At 32.9% G+C, this 15998-nt stretch carries 17 protein-coding genes and 1 other annotated feature; of the genes, 10 read left to right on the forward strand and 7 right to left on the reverse strand.

Features of this window, described 5'->3' with window-relative positions:
- Positions 1-5 precede the first annotated feature (5 nt).
- From DW1_RS00595 to rsmI, 6 genes are all read left to right on the forward strand, one after another.
- On the forward strand, positions 6-458 hold the full coding sequence (locus DW1_RS00595) for a YaaR family protein (protein WP_074348564.1): 453 nt from the start codon (positions 6-8) through the stop codon (positions 456-458).
- Positions 459-471: 13 nt separating this feature from the next.
- The gene (holB, locus tag DW1_RS00600) at positions 472-1452 is read left to right on the forward strand and encodes a DNA polymerase III subunit delta' (protein WP_074348566.1); all 981 of its coding nucleotides are present in this window, start codon (positions 472-474) and stop codon (positions 1450-1452) included.
- Positions 1453-1455: 3 nt separating this feature from the next.
- Positions 1456-2358, forward strand: a complete 903-nt coding sequence (locus DW1_RS00605; RefSeq protein WP_074348568.1) for a PSP1 domain-containing protein — start codon at positions 1456-1458, stop codon at positions 2356-2358.
- 98 nt (positions 2359-2456) lie between these two features.
- Positions 2457-2627: a DUF362 domain-containing protein gene (locus DW1_RS00610; RefSeq protein WP_074348569.1), complete on the forward strand. Its 171-nt coding sequence runs from the start codon at positions 2457-2459 to the stop codon at positions 2625-2627.
- A gap of 214 nt (positions 2628-2841) precedes the next feature.
- The gene (locus DW1_RS00615; protein WP_074348571.1) at positions 2842-3588 is read left to right on the forward strand and encodes a tRNA1(Val) (adenine(37)-N6)-methyltransferase; all 747 of its coding nucleotides are present in this window, start codon (positions 2842-2844) and stop codon (positions 3586-3588) included.
- Between the two features lie 7 nt (positions 3589-3595).
- The gene (rsmI, locus tag DW1_RS00620; protein WP_074348573.1) at positions 3596-4441 is read left to right on the forward strand and encodes a 16S rRNA (cytidine(1402)-2'-O)-methyltransferase; all 846 of its coding nucleotides are present in this window, start codon (positions 3596-3598) and stop codon (positions 4439-4441) included.
- A gap of 117 nt (positions 4442-4558) precedes the next feature.
- Here the strand turns inward: rsmI and DW1_RS00625 are convergent, their stop codons facing one another.
- The 7 genes from DW1_RS00625 to DW1_RS15720 form a co-directional block, all read right to left on the reverse strand.
- Positions 4559-4798, reverse strand: coding sequence for an AbrB/MazE/SpoVT family DNA-binding domain-containing protein (locus DW1_RS00625; RefSeq protein WP_074348574.1), 240 nt, complete (start codon positions 4796-4798; stop codon positions 4559-4561).
- 82 nt (positions 4799-4880) lie between these two features.
- Entirely contained in the window at positions 4881-5648 is a 768-nt protein-coding gene (locus DW1_RS00630) for a TatD family hydrolase (protein WP_074348576.1), read from the reverse strand.
- Positions 5649-5660: 12 nt separating this feature from the next.
- Entirely contained in the window at positions 5661-7628 is a 1968-nt protein-coding gene (gene metG / locus DW1_RS00635; protein ID WP_200800447.1) for a methionine--tRNA ligase, read from the reverse strand.
- Between the two features lie 219 nt (positions 7629-7847).
- Positions 7848-8093 (reverse strand) — a binding site (T-box leader).
- Between the two features lie 193 nt (positions 8094-8286).
- A complete protein-coding gene (locus DW1_RS00640) occupies positions 8287-8736 on the reverse strand; it encodes a hypothetical protein (protein ID WP_074348579.1) in 450 nt (149 codons plus the stop codon).
- A gap of 263 nt (positions 8737-8999) precedes the next feature.
- Positions 9000-9533, reverse strand: coding sequence for a spore maturation protein (locus DW1_RS00645; protein WP_074348581.1), 534 nt, complete (start codon positions 9531-9533; stop codon positions 9000-9002).
- Positions 9534-9537: 4 nt separating this feature from the next.
- On the reverse strand, positions 9538-10113 hold the full coding sequence (locus tag DW1_RS00650; protein ID WP_074348582.1) for a nucleoside recognition domain-containing protein: 576 nt from the start codon (positions 10111-10113) through the stop codon (positions 9538-9540).
- Positions 10114-10425: 312 nt separating this feature from the next.
- Complete coding sequence (locus DW1_RS15720) at positions 10426-11100, reverse strand: hypothetical protein (RefSeq protein WP_242942409.1); 675 nt, start codon at positions 11098-11100, stop codon at positions 10426-10428.
- A gap of 401 nt (positions 11101-11501) precedes the next feature.
- Here DW1_RS15720 and DW1_RS00660 point away from each other — a divergent pair, with 401 nt between their 5' ends.
- The 4 genes from DW1_RS00660 (at position 11502) to DW1_RS00675 (ending at position 15932) form a co-directional block, all read left to right on the forward strand.
- Positions 11502-12533 carry a 3D domain-containing protein gene (locus DW1_RS00660; protein WP_074348586.1) on the forward strand — a complete coding sequence of 344 codons (1032 nt, stop codon included), beginning with the start codon at positions 11502-11504 and terminating at the stop codon, positions 12531-12533.
- 267 nt (positions 12534-12800) lie between these two features.
- Positions 12801-13349, forward strand: a complete 549-nt coding sequence (gene rnmV, locus DW1_RS00665) for a ribonuclease M5 (protein WP_074348588.1) — start codon at positions 12801-12803, stop codon at positions 13347-13349.
- Positions 13333-14211 carry a 16S rRNA (adenine(1518)-N(6)/adenine(1519)-N(6))-dimethyltransferase RsmA gene (gene rsmA / locus DW1_RS00670; protein WP_074348589.1) on the forward strand — a complete coding sequence of 293 codons (879 nt, stop codon included), beginning with the start codon at positions 13333-13335 and terminating at the stop codon, positions 14209-14211. The genes rnmV and rsmA overlap by 17 nt, the downstream gene beginning before the upstream one ends.
- Before the next feature lie 62 nt (positions 14212-14273).
- Positions 14274-15932: a hypothetical protein gene (locus DW1_RS00675; protein ID WP_074348591.1), complete on the forward strand. Its 1659-nt coding sequence runs from the start codon at positions 14274-14276 to the stop codon at positions 15930-15932.
- Positions 15933-15998: the final 66 nt, after the last annotated feature.

Consider the following 15998-nt stretch of genomic DNA (forward strand, 5'->3'; position numbering starts at 1 on the left):
TACCTATGAAGATAAATGATGTTATGAATAAATCGGCCCAAGCCATTGATTTACCAAATCCACAAGAAGCTAAAAAAAGGGATATACAACGGTCAAGATTTACTGAAGAGCTGAAAAGAGCTGATGAGTTAACAGTAAAAGAGAGACTTGAAAAACTTCTTGAGAAAATAGATATGCAAGCAGATAGGCTAGCAAAGAATGTTACAATAAAAGAAGTATTAGCATATAAAGCTCTGATTTCTGAATTCTTAAAGGAATCTGTAGATTCAATGGTTAAATTTAAAAAGAGCAATTTTTTGGATAGTAGAGGAAGACATAGAGTTTATGGTATTATTAAAAGAGTTGACGAAGAATTAGAAGGACTTACAAAGGACGTATTATCTAAAGAAAAAGATAACATAAAGATACTAAAAAGACTAGATGATATACGAGGACTCATATTAGACGTATACATGTAAGAGAGGGTTTAATATGGACTTTAATGAAATAATAGGGCATGAAAATATTATTGAAAGCCTAAAAAATGCAATAAGGAATGACTCAGTTTCGCATAGCTATCTCTTTGAAGGACCTAAATCTATTGGCAAAGAAAAGTTAGCTAAAGTCTTTGCCAAAACATTATTATGTCAAAGAGGTGGAGATAATCCATGTAACACATGCCCATCCTGTATGAAAATCGAATCAGGAAACCATCCTGATTTTTATATGGAATACCCAGATAAAGATTCATTTAAGAAGGAGCAAATAGATGAATTGCAGAGGACTATTAGAAAGCTGCCCCTAGAGTCAAATAGAAAAGTCTATATATTAGATGATGTAAACAAAATGACTCAACAAGCACAAAATAGCTTTTTGAAAACCTTAGAAGAACCACCAGCTTATGTAATTATTATACTATTAGCTACTAATGGTTATAGTTTACTTCCTACCATAGTTTCAAGATGTCAAATAGTAAAGTTCACTCCTATAGAGAGGCAAAAAATTGAAAAGGCATTAATCAAAAACTACAATAGGTCAGAAGATCAAGCAAGGTTTATAGCTGTGTTTTCAAATGGTATAATAGGAAGAGCTATAGAATTGTCAAGCTCAGATGAGTTTAAAATGCTTAGAGATGAGACGATAGAAAAGATAGACATAGTTATAAATGGAGATAAATTAAAGGTTTTTTCTGTTAGTGATTTTTTTGAACATAATAAAGACATTATAGACGAAATCTTGGATATAATCTTATTATGGAGCAGGGATTTATTGATATATAAAGAAACAGGGAATGTAGATATTCTTATCAATAAAGATAAGGTGGATTTGATTTTAAACCAATGCAAGAAATTATCAAAGCCTAAAATAATGGATATACTAGATGTAGTGAGAAGGACTAAAGAGGACATCCACTCCAATGTAAACTTTCAGCTTGCAATTGAAGTAATGCTTTTAAATATACAGGAGGTATAGATTATGGTAACAGTCGTAGGAGTAAGATTTAAAAAGGCCGGGAAAATATATTACTTTGATCCAGATAATATAGATATAAAAAAAGATGATTTTGTTATAGTAGAGACTGCAAGAGGAATAGAGTTTGGCCAAGCTGTAGTAGGAATTAAGGAAATAAAAGAAGAAGAAATAGTCCCTCCTCTTAAAAGGGTATTAAGAGTGGCAACAGAGGAGGATATTGCGTTAAATCAGGAGAATATCCAAAAGGAGAAGGAAGCATTTGAAACCTGCCTTAAAAAAATAGAAGAGCATGGTTTGGATATGAAGCTAATAGATGTAGAATATACCTTTGATAACAATAAGGTCATATTTTATTTTACAGCTGATGGAAGAGTTGATTTTAGGGAGTTAGTTAAGGATTTAGCAGCCATATTTAAGACGAGAATAGAGCTTAGACAAATAGGAGTTAGAGACGAATCAAAGATGATAGGTGGTCTAGGACCATGTGGGCGTACTCTTTGTTGTTCAACCTTCCTAGGTGAATTTGCTCCAGTATCTATTAAGATGGCTAAAGAGCAAAGTCTATCACTGAACCCAACTAAAATATCAGGTATATGTGGCAGACTAATGTGCTGCTTAAAATATGAGCATGAAATGTATGAAAAGATATTAGAAAAACTTCCAAGCATTGGTTCAGTAGTAATGACCCCAAATGGAAAGGGTATAGTAGTAGAGACTAATACACTACTAGAAATTGTAAAAGTAAAAGTTAAACTCCCAGACGACACAGAAGATATAATTCCTTTTGTAATCGATGAAATTAAAGAAGTAGAAAAGCCAGCAGCTCCTGTAGATGAAAATATACATATAGATGTTGAAGATATAGAAGATTTAAAGAAACTAGAGGAGTTAATGAAAGACGAATAGACTTTGTTAAATATTTTAAAAATACTTTAATATTTATCGAATAAGTGGTACAATATTAACGAATGAGCGTAAAGTCCTTTTCTAAGGAGGTGAACTCTATGTCATATAAAATTACAGATGCATGTATTAGCTGTGGAGCATGTGAACCAGAGTGCCCTGTGAATGCTATTAGCGCAGGAGACGATAAATACGTTATAGATGCAGAAACTTGCATTGACTGTGGAGCATGTGCAAATGTATGCCCAGTAGATGCACCTATACCAGAATAATAAATACTTACTAAATGAAAAAGACCTGAAAGGGTCTTTTTTGTTTATATTTAGTTTCTAATGTTATGAGAGATTCTTTTATTTAAATGGTATAATACTATTATGATACTTACTAATATAGATTCTTCATCTGTGATTAGAATGACAAAGAACTTGTTATTTTGAACTAAAGTTGAAGAATCTCTCTTTTAAGATATTGATGAGGAGAGATTTTATGCAAGTTGAGTTAAAAGATAATGAAAGAATAGACGAACTTCAATGTAAGGGACTTAAGATAATACAAAATACCGAAGGTTTTTGTTTTGGAATGGATGCAGTACTTTTATCAAATTACTGTGATATGAAAAAAGGTTCAGAAGTAGTAGATTTAGGTACAGGTACTGGAATAATACCACTTCTAGTGTGGGCAAAAAATAATGTAAAAAAAATATACGGAATAGAGATACAAGAAGAAGTTGCAGAAATGGCTACGAGAACCATGAAAATGAATGGTATTGAGGAACATATAAAAATCATTAATGCAAATCTTATCCAAGCTCCAGAAATATTAGGGGTGAATAAGTTTGACTCTGTAACCTCAAATCCACCTTATATGCTACAAGGTGGTGGCTTAATAAACCCTGAGGATAAAAAAGCCATATCAAGACACGAGATTACTTGTACATTAGAAGATATTATAAGGACAGCTAGTAGACTTTTAAAACATAATGGAAGTTTCTTTATGGTACATAGGCCACATAGAATAGTAGATATCTTTTGTTTGCTTAGACAATACAAGCTAGAGCCTAAGAAGATTAGATTTGTACATCCAAAGGTTGGTGAAAAGCCAAATCTAGTACTAATAAAGAGCGTCAAAGCATCGAAACCAGAGCTTAAATTTGAGCCGCCCTTATATGTATACAATGATGAATTAACATATACTGAGGAAATATACAAGATATACGGCATGGAAGTGAGGTGAATGACTATTGGAGAGTCAGGGAAAATTGTATGTGTGTCCAACACCTATAGGAAATTTAGAAGATATTACATTAAGAGTATTAAGGGTCTTAGGAGAAGTGGATTTAATAGCTGCAGAGGATACTAGGCATACAATTAAACTATTGAATCACTTTAATATAAAAAAGCCTCTTACCAGCTATCATGAGCATAATAAGAGGGAAAAAGGGAAAGTCCTTATTCAAAAATTATTAAATGGCGAAAGCATAGCATTAGTATCAGATGCAGGAATGCCTGGGATTTCAGATCCAGGAGAGGATTTAATAAGGCTAGCTATAGAAAATGGAGTTGAGGTCACAGCTTTACCAGGACCCACTGCATCAGTTTTAGCATTAGTACTTTCTGGATTGCCTACAGGGAAATTTGTATTCGAAGGGTTCTTGCCATCTAACAAAAAAGACAGAAGAGATACACTGCAAAACATTAAGAATGAAGAGAGAACAATTATACTATACGAGTCTCCATATAGAGTAAAGGCATTGCTTCAAGATATGTTAGAAATATTTGGAGAAAGAAATATTGCAGTATGTAGAGAACTTACAAAAAAATATGAAGAGGTTTTCAGAGGAAGTATAGAAGAGTCTATAGAAAAATTTACACAGGATGAGCCAAAAGGAGAGTTTATAATAATAGTTAAAGGTGCTGATAAGGCAGAAGATAAGCCTCAAGTTGAAGAACTAGAAGGATTATCTATAAAGGAGCATCTGCTTAAATACATAAATGAAGGCATGTCTAAAAAGGATGCAGTAAAAAGAGTATCAGAAGAGAGAAGCTTACCCAAGAATGAAGTATATAAAGAGAGTATCGAAATATAATTTGCACAGTAGTTTCAGATAAAATCATTCATGAAATAAGATAGGTAATTTAGGTCATAAATAAAAGAGATTCTATAAAAATAGAATCTCTTTCATTGTCATAAGTAAATATTTGAGTTATTTATTTAGTTCTGATAGACACTCAGGACAAATATTTTTGCCTTTGAAAATAGTGATATCCTTAGCTTGTCCACAGAATATACAAGCTGGGGCATACTTCTTAAGTATGATTTGCTCACCATCTACGTAAATTTCTAGAGAGTCTCTTTCAGCTATGTCAAGAGTCCTTCTTAATTCTATAGGAATAACTACTCTGCCAAGCTCATCTACTTTTCTTACAATACCTGTTGACTTCATTTTACAACCTCCTTTATTATACGTCAAAAATCGACTAATTATTACAACAAAAATTGTACCATATATTCCAATTAAAGTCAACTTATTTAATAGAAAATAATTTTTTAACATTTTTGCTTGTTGAAGTAGCTATTTCATCAAAAGGAATGCCTCTTAACTCTGCAATCATAGCAGCTACATATCGTACATTTAGGGGTTCATTTCTCTTTCCTCTTTTTGGTTCAGGCGACAAATATGGTGAATCAGTTTCTATTAGCATCCTATCTAGAGGTATGTTTTTGGCAACCTCCTTTGAAACACGTGAGTTTTTGAAAGTCACTGGTCCAGCAAGAGATATATAGAATCCCATCTTTAAATATTCTCTTGCCATTTCAAGGCTTCCAGAATAACAGTGAAGTACTCCCCTAAGATTACCATCAGCTTCATTCTTCAAAATATTATACATATCCTGACTAGCTTCTCTTTCATGGATTATTATAGGAAGCTGAAGCTTTTTAGCAAGACGTATTTGTTCTACAAACCATTTTCGCTGGATATCTCTAGGAGAATTATCATAGTGATAATCTAAGCCTATTTCCCCAATTGCTACTACCTTTTCATTGTTAGCAAGGGAGGATAGCAGCTGTATAGTTGTGTCATCCATAGTTTTTGCATCATGTGGATGGACACCTACAGCTGCGTATATATTATTATATTTTTTAGCCAAAGATACTGCCTTTACAGATGATGCCACATCTGCTCCAGGATTAATTACAAGTTCAATGCCTTGATTAGTTAGGTCTTTAATTATTTCATCTCTATCCTTGTCAAATCTTTCATCATCTAAATGTGCATGACTATCAATTAGCATTTTATATCCTCCTTACTTAACTTTAGCTCCACTTCCGATATCATCCATTGTAGTGACTAGAGTGAGCTTTTTACCCTTATCAGCAGCTAGTATCATTCCGTGTGACTCTATGCCTCTAAGCTTAATTGGCTTAAGATTATATACTAATACTACGTTTTTACCAATTAGATCTTCAGGGTTGTAGTACTTAGCTATGCCTGACACTACCTGTCTTTTTTCATTTCCAACCTCAAGCTGTAAAACTAACAATTTATCTGCATCAGGATGTTTTTCGGCTTCAACTACCTTTGCTATTCTTAAGTCTACTTTATCCACATCATCTATAGTAATAAGGCTTTCATCTTCTGCTTCTTCATTAGAACTTTGTTCGTCATTATTTGCTTTACCATATCTTTTAGCAATGAACAGTTCATTAGCTTCATTAACCTTTATAAGTTCTTGTTTTACATCAAGTCTTGGGAACATTGGAGATTCTTTTCTAACTTTAAGCCCTGTAGGAAGCTTACCCCACACTGAAATATCACTCCATGATGTACCTTGACCATGATCTATGCCAAGCTGTCTCCATATACTGTCTGATGTTTTTTCCATAAAAGGTCTAATTAGAACAGATACTATTCTAAGTGAATCTGCTAGATTATATAAAACAGTATTTAGTCTATTCTTCTTGTCATCTTCCTTAGCTAATATCCAAGGAGTAGTTTCATCAACATATTTATTTGCTCTACTTATTAGCTTCCATATTTCCTCTAAAGCATTTCCAAAGCTTAGATTATCCATGTGCTTTTCAACTCTACTAGCAGTAGAAGTTGCTAAGGATATTAGACTGTTATCTACATCTTCTTTTACTTTACCTTCAGGAATTATTCCACCATTGTATTTATCAATCATGGCCACTGTTCTGCTTACAAGGTTTCCTAAATCATTGGCAAGGTCTGAATTAATTCTATTTAAGAACTTTTCTTTAGTAAAGGAACCATCTTGCCCAAATGAAAACTCTCTTAATAAGAAGTATTTCAATGCATCTACCCCATAAAGCTCTATTAGCGGTTCAGCATAGACTACATTTCCCTTTGATTTTGATATTTTGTCATTATCAAATAGTATCCAACCATGGCCAAATACCTTCTTTGGAAGCTCAATATCTAATGCCATTAAAATCGCAGGCCATATTATAGCGTGGAATCTGACGATTTCCTTACCTACAAGATGTATGTCTGCTGGCCAGTACTTTTTATATTCTTCATCATTGTCTGTAAGGTATCCTAAAGCAGTTATATAGTTGCTTAGTGCATCTATCCAAACATATATGACGTGTTTTTCATCAAAAGGAACTTTGATTCCCCAGTCAAATGTAGACCTTGATACACATAAATCTTCAAGACCAGGCTTTAAGAAGTTATTTAACATTTCATTTCTTCTAGATTCAGGTTGTAGGAAATCTGGGTTTTCCTCATAAAGCTTTAGAAGTCTATCCTGATATTTAGATAATCTAAAGAAGTAAGCTTCTTCCTTTGCTAGCTTTACCTCCCTATTACAGTCTGGACATTTTCCATCTACAAGTTGGCTTTCTGTCCAGAATGATTCACATGGAGTACAGTAGTGTCCTTCGTATTCACTTTTGTAAATATCTCCTGTGTCATAAAGCTTTTGAAATATTTTTTGTACAATTTCTTTATGATCCTTATCAGTAGTCCTTATAAACCTATCATAAGTAATATCTAGAGTTTTCCATAGTTCTTTAATGTTTTTCACTATTCCATCTAGATATTCTTTTGGAGCAACACCCTTTTCATGCGCTACTGTTTGAATCTTTTGACCATGCTCATCAGTACCTGTTAAGAACTTTACATCATATCCAAGTATTCTCTTAAATCTTGCAATTGTATCTGCAGCTACAGTGCAGTAGGTATGACCTATATGAAGATTATCGCTTGGATAATAAATAGGCGTAGTCACATAAAATGTTTTTTTCATTATAGAACCTCCTTATAAATTAATAATAATTGCAAATGGGTTTATATACTTTTATTATTAGTATTACATTAAAAATTGTTAAACACTACCAATTCTCCATTTTCAAACTTCAATTTCAATTCTTCTTTAGCTCCTTCCCTATCATTCAGGATGACAAGCTTGCTAATTTTCAATTGCCATTTTTAATTTTCATTAAAATATAAAAAGCCTTCATCCCTATATTATAGAGACGAAGGCATATTCCTCGTGTTACCACTCTAATTTATCTAAGCCTCACGACTTAGAACTCAGTAAGTTACTTTCATAACCTTGTAATTATAACGGAAACAAATCCGATATAGCCTACTTGAACTTTCAGCTACATAACTCAGGGGCCATGTTCAGCTTAACATCTAACGCTAGCTTTCACCTAACCTAGCTCTCTTTCAGATAGACATAGAAGCCTACTCTTCCCTTCATTGCCTTTCAATATTATTATTTATTATATTATTATCAAAAACTATACACAATATGCTTAAATTTGTCAAGCTGCTATTTATCATAAGCTAAATTATCATTAATATTACAAAAAATAACTATAAATTACATGGACAAATACTATTAAAGATTAGGTATGTTTTCTTATCCTATCCTAGTTTACTTTATTTTTATAATCAATACTTTAACTTGCCTTTCTTTTTATATTTTCATATAAGTTTATAAAAATATTTGCGGGGAATAATTTTTCTTTGAATAAAATAATCATAGCTAGAGTGCCTTGAATGAATCCAATAATAAGGTATATTACATGTAAAAAAATAACTTGTTGAAGCATAATACATTGAACTACAATCCATATTACTAAGGCCCAGCCAAAAATATTGCTAATATAGCCTTGATATCTTGATTTAAAACGAAACATAAAGGCACTGAAGATATTACCAAGACCAATTATAGTAAATAAAATAATTCCTGGTATAAGAAAACTGGTAAATGGTGAATTTTTTAATGCTTCAATTGCGTTGATTCCAGCTGCATTATGGGGATTAAGAATTGCTAATAACCCTCCTAATAATGCCCCTATACCCACAAACAAATGAAGTATAATCGAAATGCTATTTATCTTTTTCAATCAAAGGCCTCCTTACTTTTTACAATACAATAAAACCTTCGTCTTTATTCTATGGAGACGAAGGTATATTCCTCGTGCTTCATCTAAGGCTCATGACTTAGAGCTCAGTAAGCTGCTCTCATAACCTTACAGTCTAACTTAAACAAATCCAGTTCAGCCTACTTTTTCCTTCAGTACTTGTTAATACCATTATTATATTAATAAAATCATACTAGCAATGCTTATAATTGTCAAGAAACTAATGCCTAATTTTAACGATTCAATTAGCCGAACACAATATTGCATATAAGTACAGATGCAATTATAGAAGCCAAATGAGATAACATAGCTGCAGGAAGTGTATGTCTAGAATTTTTAACTCCAACAACCCCAAAATACACAGCCATAGTATAGAATATTGTTTCAGCAGAGCCCATCATAGTAGAAGCAACTCTTCCAATAAAAGAGTCAGGTCCATATTCAGTTATTATCTCATTTACAACAGCAAGTGCTCCACTCCCAGAAATAGGTCTCATAAGTGCAAGAGGTATGACTTCCTTTGGAATACCAGCTAAGCTTGCAAAAGGGCTTAATATATTAACCAGTATATTCATAGCACCTGATTTCTTAAATATCCCTATGGCTACAAATATAGCTATTAAGTAAGGCATTATCCTTAGAGCTGATTGAAAGCCTTCTTTAGCACCTTCTACAAATGCATCATATAAGTTTATTCCTTTTATGTAACCATGAAGCAAAATTATACTCATTATTGCGGGTATAATAGCTATGGACAATATTTTTAAAATCTCTATCATGTAATCATTCCTTTTTCTCTAATATTTTTGCACTTAAGATACCTACAATAGTAGAAATTGTAGTAGCAACTAAGGATGTGCCTATAATTTCCGTGGGATTTAATGAGCCAGCATCTGCCCTAATTTTTATAACCGTAAGAGGGACTAATTGTACAGAGGACATATTGATTACTAAAAACATACACATAGCATTTGTAGCTCTTTTTTTGTCTCTATTTAAACTATTCATTTCTTCCATAGCTTTAAGCCCAATTGCAGTAGCAGAGTTTCCTGCACCAAACATATTTGTTACCATATTCATTACTATAGCACTCATAGCAGGGTGTCCCTTTGGTATATCAGGAAACAAAAACCTTGTTATAGGAGTGAGTAACTTACTAAAAGTTTTTATTAATCCAGATTTTTCAGCAATATTCATTAATCCTAGCCAAACTGCCATTATGCCAGTTAAGCCAATGGCGAACATAACAGCATCAGAAGCATCCTCTACAACAGCAATATTTATGACATCAACATTGCCTGTAGTTACTGCAGTTACAATGCCTATAATTATCAAAAAAAACCAGATACTATTTATCATTATGCAGTCTCCTTTTAAATTGTACTGAAATGAACTGTAAGAGTTATCTATGTTCACGGCATAATCAAATGTTTTATATTAAACTGAGAAGTCACTATATATAGATTATATGCTTGTAAAAAGCTCAGAATTACAATATCAGTCGAAATTAAAACAACTCTAAATTAATAAAACTATGTCGTATTTCCCGGGAAATCAAAACTAATTGTTGACTTTCGTATATTTCTATTGCATTTTTTCTAATACAAAAAATAAGACCAAGTGCAAGCACTTAGTCTTATTTTTATCTTTATCTTTATTGTCTAATGTAGTTTATTGATCCTCATCCATGTATACTTCATCATCCATTATTGGCATAATAGGATACATGGAATCTATTGCTTCCATTGCAGGATACATTGGATTATTTGGATACATGGGATTATTAGGCCCAATAGGACTTACAGGATGCATAGGGTTGTTAGGTCCAATAGGGCTTACAGGGTGCATAGGATTGTTAGGCCCAATAGGACTTACAGGATGCATAGGGTTGTTAGGCCCAATAGGACTTACAGGATGCATAGGGTTGTTAGGTCCAATAGGGCTTACAGGGTGCATAGGATTGTTAGGCCCAATAGGATTTACAGGATGCATAGGGTTGTTAGGCCCAATAGGACTTACAGGATGCATAGGGTTGTTAGGCCCAATAGGACTTACAGGGTACATAGGATTATTTGGAAGCATAGGGTTATCTGGCAAAGCAGGAAAAACTGGGTGCATTGGCTCCATGTAATCTTCTTCGCCTCTAACTATAGGTCTACCCATATTTGACATACACATCATCATGCATCTCATCATCATAGGGTTCATCATTGCACAATAGTCCATTGTAGGATACATAGGATACATTGGATATGTTGGATGTTTTGGCTTTTCATAATCAGGCTTTGGTGAAACTTCTTCAGGTTTTTTTGGCGGCGAATAGCGTTCTCTAGGTCTTCTAAACAAATCTGCTCAACTCCTTATTTATAATTAATTCACAAAGAAATATTTATTAGCTATTACTATTATATGAACCAAATTTTTAACCGTTACTTCTTTGTTTTATGAATAGTTAAAAGGAGATATAGAAATTGAGTTAAGAGAAACCTCATATGGGTAAAAGTGTATAAAACCGTAAAAAATAGTTAAAACTATAGCCAGTATAACAAGGCTAGATAATTTTTCTTACAAAAAATAAACTCTAAACGAGAGGAAAATGTTAATTATTTTGGAAAAATTGTTTATAAATTTGACAAATAATTATATTTAAAATAGAATATAAAAATGGTTTTCCATATAGCAGGGAAAAAAGTATATGTGTACCTGCAAAAACATATTATATTATATAAACTTTAGGAGGTTTCAAAATGGAACAGAAGAACAGGGGATATAGGCACCTAGCTGTTATGGCCATTATCCTGACTGGAATTACTGTATTCACACTAGCAATATACGATATTGTAACAAAGAAAGTTGATATTGTAGTTGATGGTAAAGAACTGTCAGTGAATACTAGTAAAAAAACTGTATCAGAAGTACTTAAAGAGAGAAACATATCGTTAGAGAAATGGGATGACATAAATATACCTTTAGATAGTACCTTAGAAGATGAGATGAAAATAGAAATAAAAAGAGCAGTACCAGTATCCATTAATTACGGAGGCAACATCATAGAGCTAAATACAACAAAAAAGACTGTAAAAGAGCTGCTAGACTCACTAGATTTAGACTATAAGCAAGATAAAATAGAACCTTCACTTAAAGATAAGATTATATCTGGTACAGAAATAAATATTGTAAGGGTAGACGAAAAAATAGAAACTATAAATGAATCAATACCATATGAAACAGTGACAAAAAGCAACACTGAATTAGACAAAGGAAAATCAATCACTGTACAGGATGGACAGGAAGGAATTAAGGAAATAAAGATTAAAAAGGTATATGAAAATGGAAGGCTTCAGGCTAAAGAAATTATTGAAGAAAAAATAGCCAAAGAACCAATTAGTAAAATCGTAGAAAAAGGAATAAAAGAAACTGGTTACACTATAGCTTCAAGGGGTACTTTTGCAGGAAAAAAAGAAATCATAATGATAGCTACAGCCTATGATTTGTCTTATGAAAGTACAGGAAAGAGACCAGGAGACAAATGGTATGGTCTTACTGCATCAGGAACTAAAGCAAGACCAGGTGTGGTAGCAGTAGACCCTAAGGTTATTCCTTTAGGTACCAAGCTTTACATTGAATCATTAGATGGCACACCTGACTATGGCCATGCAGTAGCAGAAGACACAGGAGGAGCTATAAAAGGAAATAAAATAGATCTTTTTATGGAAGATGCTAAAAAAGTAAAAGCGTTTGGTAGAAGAAAGGTTAAAGTTTATATTTTAGGAAAATAGAGCAGGCAACTGCTCTATTCTTATGTCCCAACCCGATTTTCCGAATGCTTTTTCGGAAAGTCGATGGTAGGTCAAACTAGGTGTGCATCAAATTTATGGAGGGTAGTAGAGCAAATAAATTTGTGATGGGAGACTACAGATCATGAGTGTATACTTCTATTACATTTCCGTAACGGAGAAGCACTTTTCCAATGATGAATATTTATAAATGCAAAAATAAAAGTTATAATATAGAGAGTATTTTTACAATGATTGTGAGGAGAAAAGATGATAAAAGAAATAATAGTAGTAGAGGGACGAGATGATATATCAGCAGTAAAAAAAGCAGTAGATGCAGAGTTAATAGCTACAGGTGGCTTTGGAATTACAGAGGAAACAATAAAACGAATACAAAAGGCTGCAGAAAGAAGAGGCGTCATAATATTTACAGATCCAGACTATGCAGGAGAAAAAATCAGAACCATCATATCTCAAAAAGTAAAAAACGCAAAACACGCATTCTTACCTAAGGATAAGGCAACAAAAGACGGAGATATAGGTATAGAAAATGCAAAACCGGAGGACATAATAGAAGCCTTATCTAAGGCAAGGGTAGAATCATCAGAGCCCACAAATGAATTTACAAAAGAGGATTTAATAGAAACAGGCCTTATAGGCTCTACAGATTCAAGTATAAAAAGAGATTTAGTAGGAAGAATGTTAGGAATAGGGTATTGCAACTCAAAGCAGTTTTTAAAGAGGCTCAACAACTATGGAATAACTAGAGAAGAGTTCGAAGAAAGTATTAGGAGGTTGTATGATGAAAGGAGAGAATAAGAGGCTTTATTCACCAGCTGTAGTAAAAGAAATCATTGAAAAACATAGTTTTAGATTTTCTAAAAGTCTAGGACAAAATTTCTTAATAGATGGAAATATAATCGATAGGATAATAGAAGGTGCAAATATAGAGCATGATGATGGAATAATCGAAGTTGGGCCAGGCATAGGAACCCTTACACAGAAATTATGTGAGAGTGCAGAAAGAGTAGTTGCCATAGAGTTAGACAACAATTTACTTCCTATTTTAGAAGAAACTTTGGGAAACTACAACAATATAGAGGTGGTACATGGAGATGTTCTAAAGGTTAATTTAAATCAGCTAATAAAAGAAAAGCTAGATGGTAAAAAGGTAAAGGTAGTTGCAAATCTCCCATACTATATAACTACACCTATAATAATGAAGCTATTAGAAGAGAAGCTTAATATAGACAAGATCGTAGTAATGGTTCAAAAAGAAGTTGCATTAAGAATGAAAGCTACGCCAGGAAACAAAGATTATGGGGCTTTATCCATAGCAGTACAATACTACTCTAAACCTGAAATAATAGTGGATGTTCCAAAAAATGTATTTATGCCAAGGCCAAATGTAGACTCGGCAGTTATAATGCTAGATGTATATGATGAACCTGTAATAAAAGTTAAAGACGAAAAAATATTTTTTAATGTGGTAAAGGCTGCCTTTGGAAAAAGAAGAAAAACCCTTTTAAACGCATTGGCTGGTGGAATAGACCTAGGAAAAGAAAAAATAGAGGAAGTATTAAAGAGAAGTGAAATAGAACCAGTAAGAAGAGGCGAAACCCTTAGTATCATAGAATTTGCCAGAATTGCTGATGAAATATATGAAGTGATGAATAACTAATAGTTCACTATTTCCCTTTTTATACATATATTAATAACAAGATGTATAAAGGAGGGAATAATTTGAGTGCGTTTATGAGGAAGTTCGTCATATTGGAGGAGCAACCCGATTACTATAAGAAAGTGCAAGGAGTAACTCCTAAAGGCCATGTGAATATTGAAGTCAGAGATGGTAGAGGAAAGCTAATTGTGAATGTGGAAAACCTTAAAGTAGATCCAGATGAAGAGAAATTCTATAAAGCTTGTTTAATAGGATTAAATAATAAGGACTATGTAGATGTGGACTTAGGAGTCATAGTTTTAAACGACAAAGGCAGAGGAAGCATAGAGTGGAAATTTGACCCAGCATCAGTAGGAGGTACAAGTCTATCTATAGACAAATTTAACAATATACTTGTAAAAGAAGTAGATATGAATAATGAGAATAAAGGTGTAGTTGTTCCTTTATCAGGCTATATTTATAAAAAAGATGGTAGCCTAGTTAAGTTGATGAAAAAGCAATTAGAAAAGGAGTCCCCTAAAGAACAAGAAATACAAAAAATAGAAGAAACAAAACCAGAAGAGCCTAAGGTTGATGATGAGAAAGTTTTACAAGAAATAGAACTTAAAGAAGATTTACAAAAATATGAAGTAGAGACTGAAAAAATACAAGTTGAACAAATACAAGAAGATACATACGTGCCTTCTGAGGAAGAAGTTAATATAGAAGAAAATATAGAAAGTACATGTATAGAAGAAGAAAAAATAGAGCCAGATGATATGGAAAATACTCTAATAGAAGAACAAGAAATAGAGCATGAAGAACTCCCAATAGAAACACAAGATAGTTTTAAGCCAATTGAAGTAAAAACAGAAGGAGTAAATGTGGAGGAATTGTTCTTTGAAGATATTGTTCCACTTGATTTAGGACTAAATAATTTTGACCAAAGTAATATGGATGTAAAATATGAGAAGCTAGAAGAGCAAGAGTTGCAAAAAATGGAATATTCACAAGAGGTAGAAGACTCAAAAAAAATAGAAGAATTAAAGGAAGAAATAGCACCACAAAAAATACAAGAAGAACAGGAAGAGATTGAAGAACAGGTAGAAAGCACAGGTACTATTTGGATAGACCTAGAAACTGGAGAAGAAGTAGAAGAAGAAGAGGATGACCTTGATAGCCATTTTATTCATCTCCAAAACAACCAAGTAACCTATAATTATGGAGACTATATAGACAATACTTATGGTAGCAAGATAGATCCATATATGGATACTGTAAAGAACTATAGTATGCAAGTAGCAAATTATACAATGGACATACTAAAGTTTTTTAACAAAGTAGAGCCCTTTAGTGAAAATTTAAGGGATTGCACTTGGTGGAAGATTGAGCATAGTAGTGAAGATATTAATAGAGGCTTTCTTCCATTTTATAATTATCTAATTAATGTATATTATCCATATCCGTTGACATCAAGAACTACTACCTGTCAGAGCATGATAGAGAAATATGGGCACTATATTTTCGGCACTGTAAAAAATCAAGAAGAAGTGAAATACTATGTATACGGAGTGCCAGGAAAATTTACTATAGCAGATCACCCATATAATGGAGCCACAGGTTTTAATACATGGCTAAAAAATAAAGATTCATCAGAGGACTTAGGATATTGGCTTATATATATAGATGCACTAAGTGGCAAAATAGTAAATCCAGTAAATCCTACAATACCTACGAGATAACCTCTATATTTAGGGGTTATTTTTATTGTTTTGATATAAGTTTTTTTATTAAGGTAATACTATAAG

The organism is Proteiniborus sp. DW1 (assembly GCF_900095305.1).
In the GTDB taxonomy this organism is placed as follows: domain Bacteria; phylum Bacillota; class Clostridia; order Tissierellales; family Proteiniboraceae; genus Proteiniborus.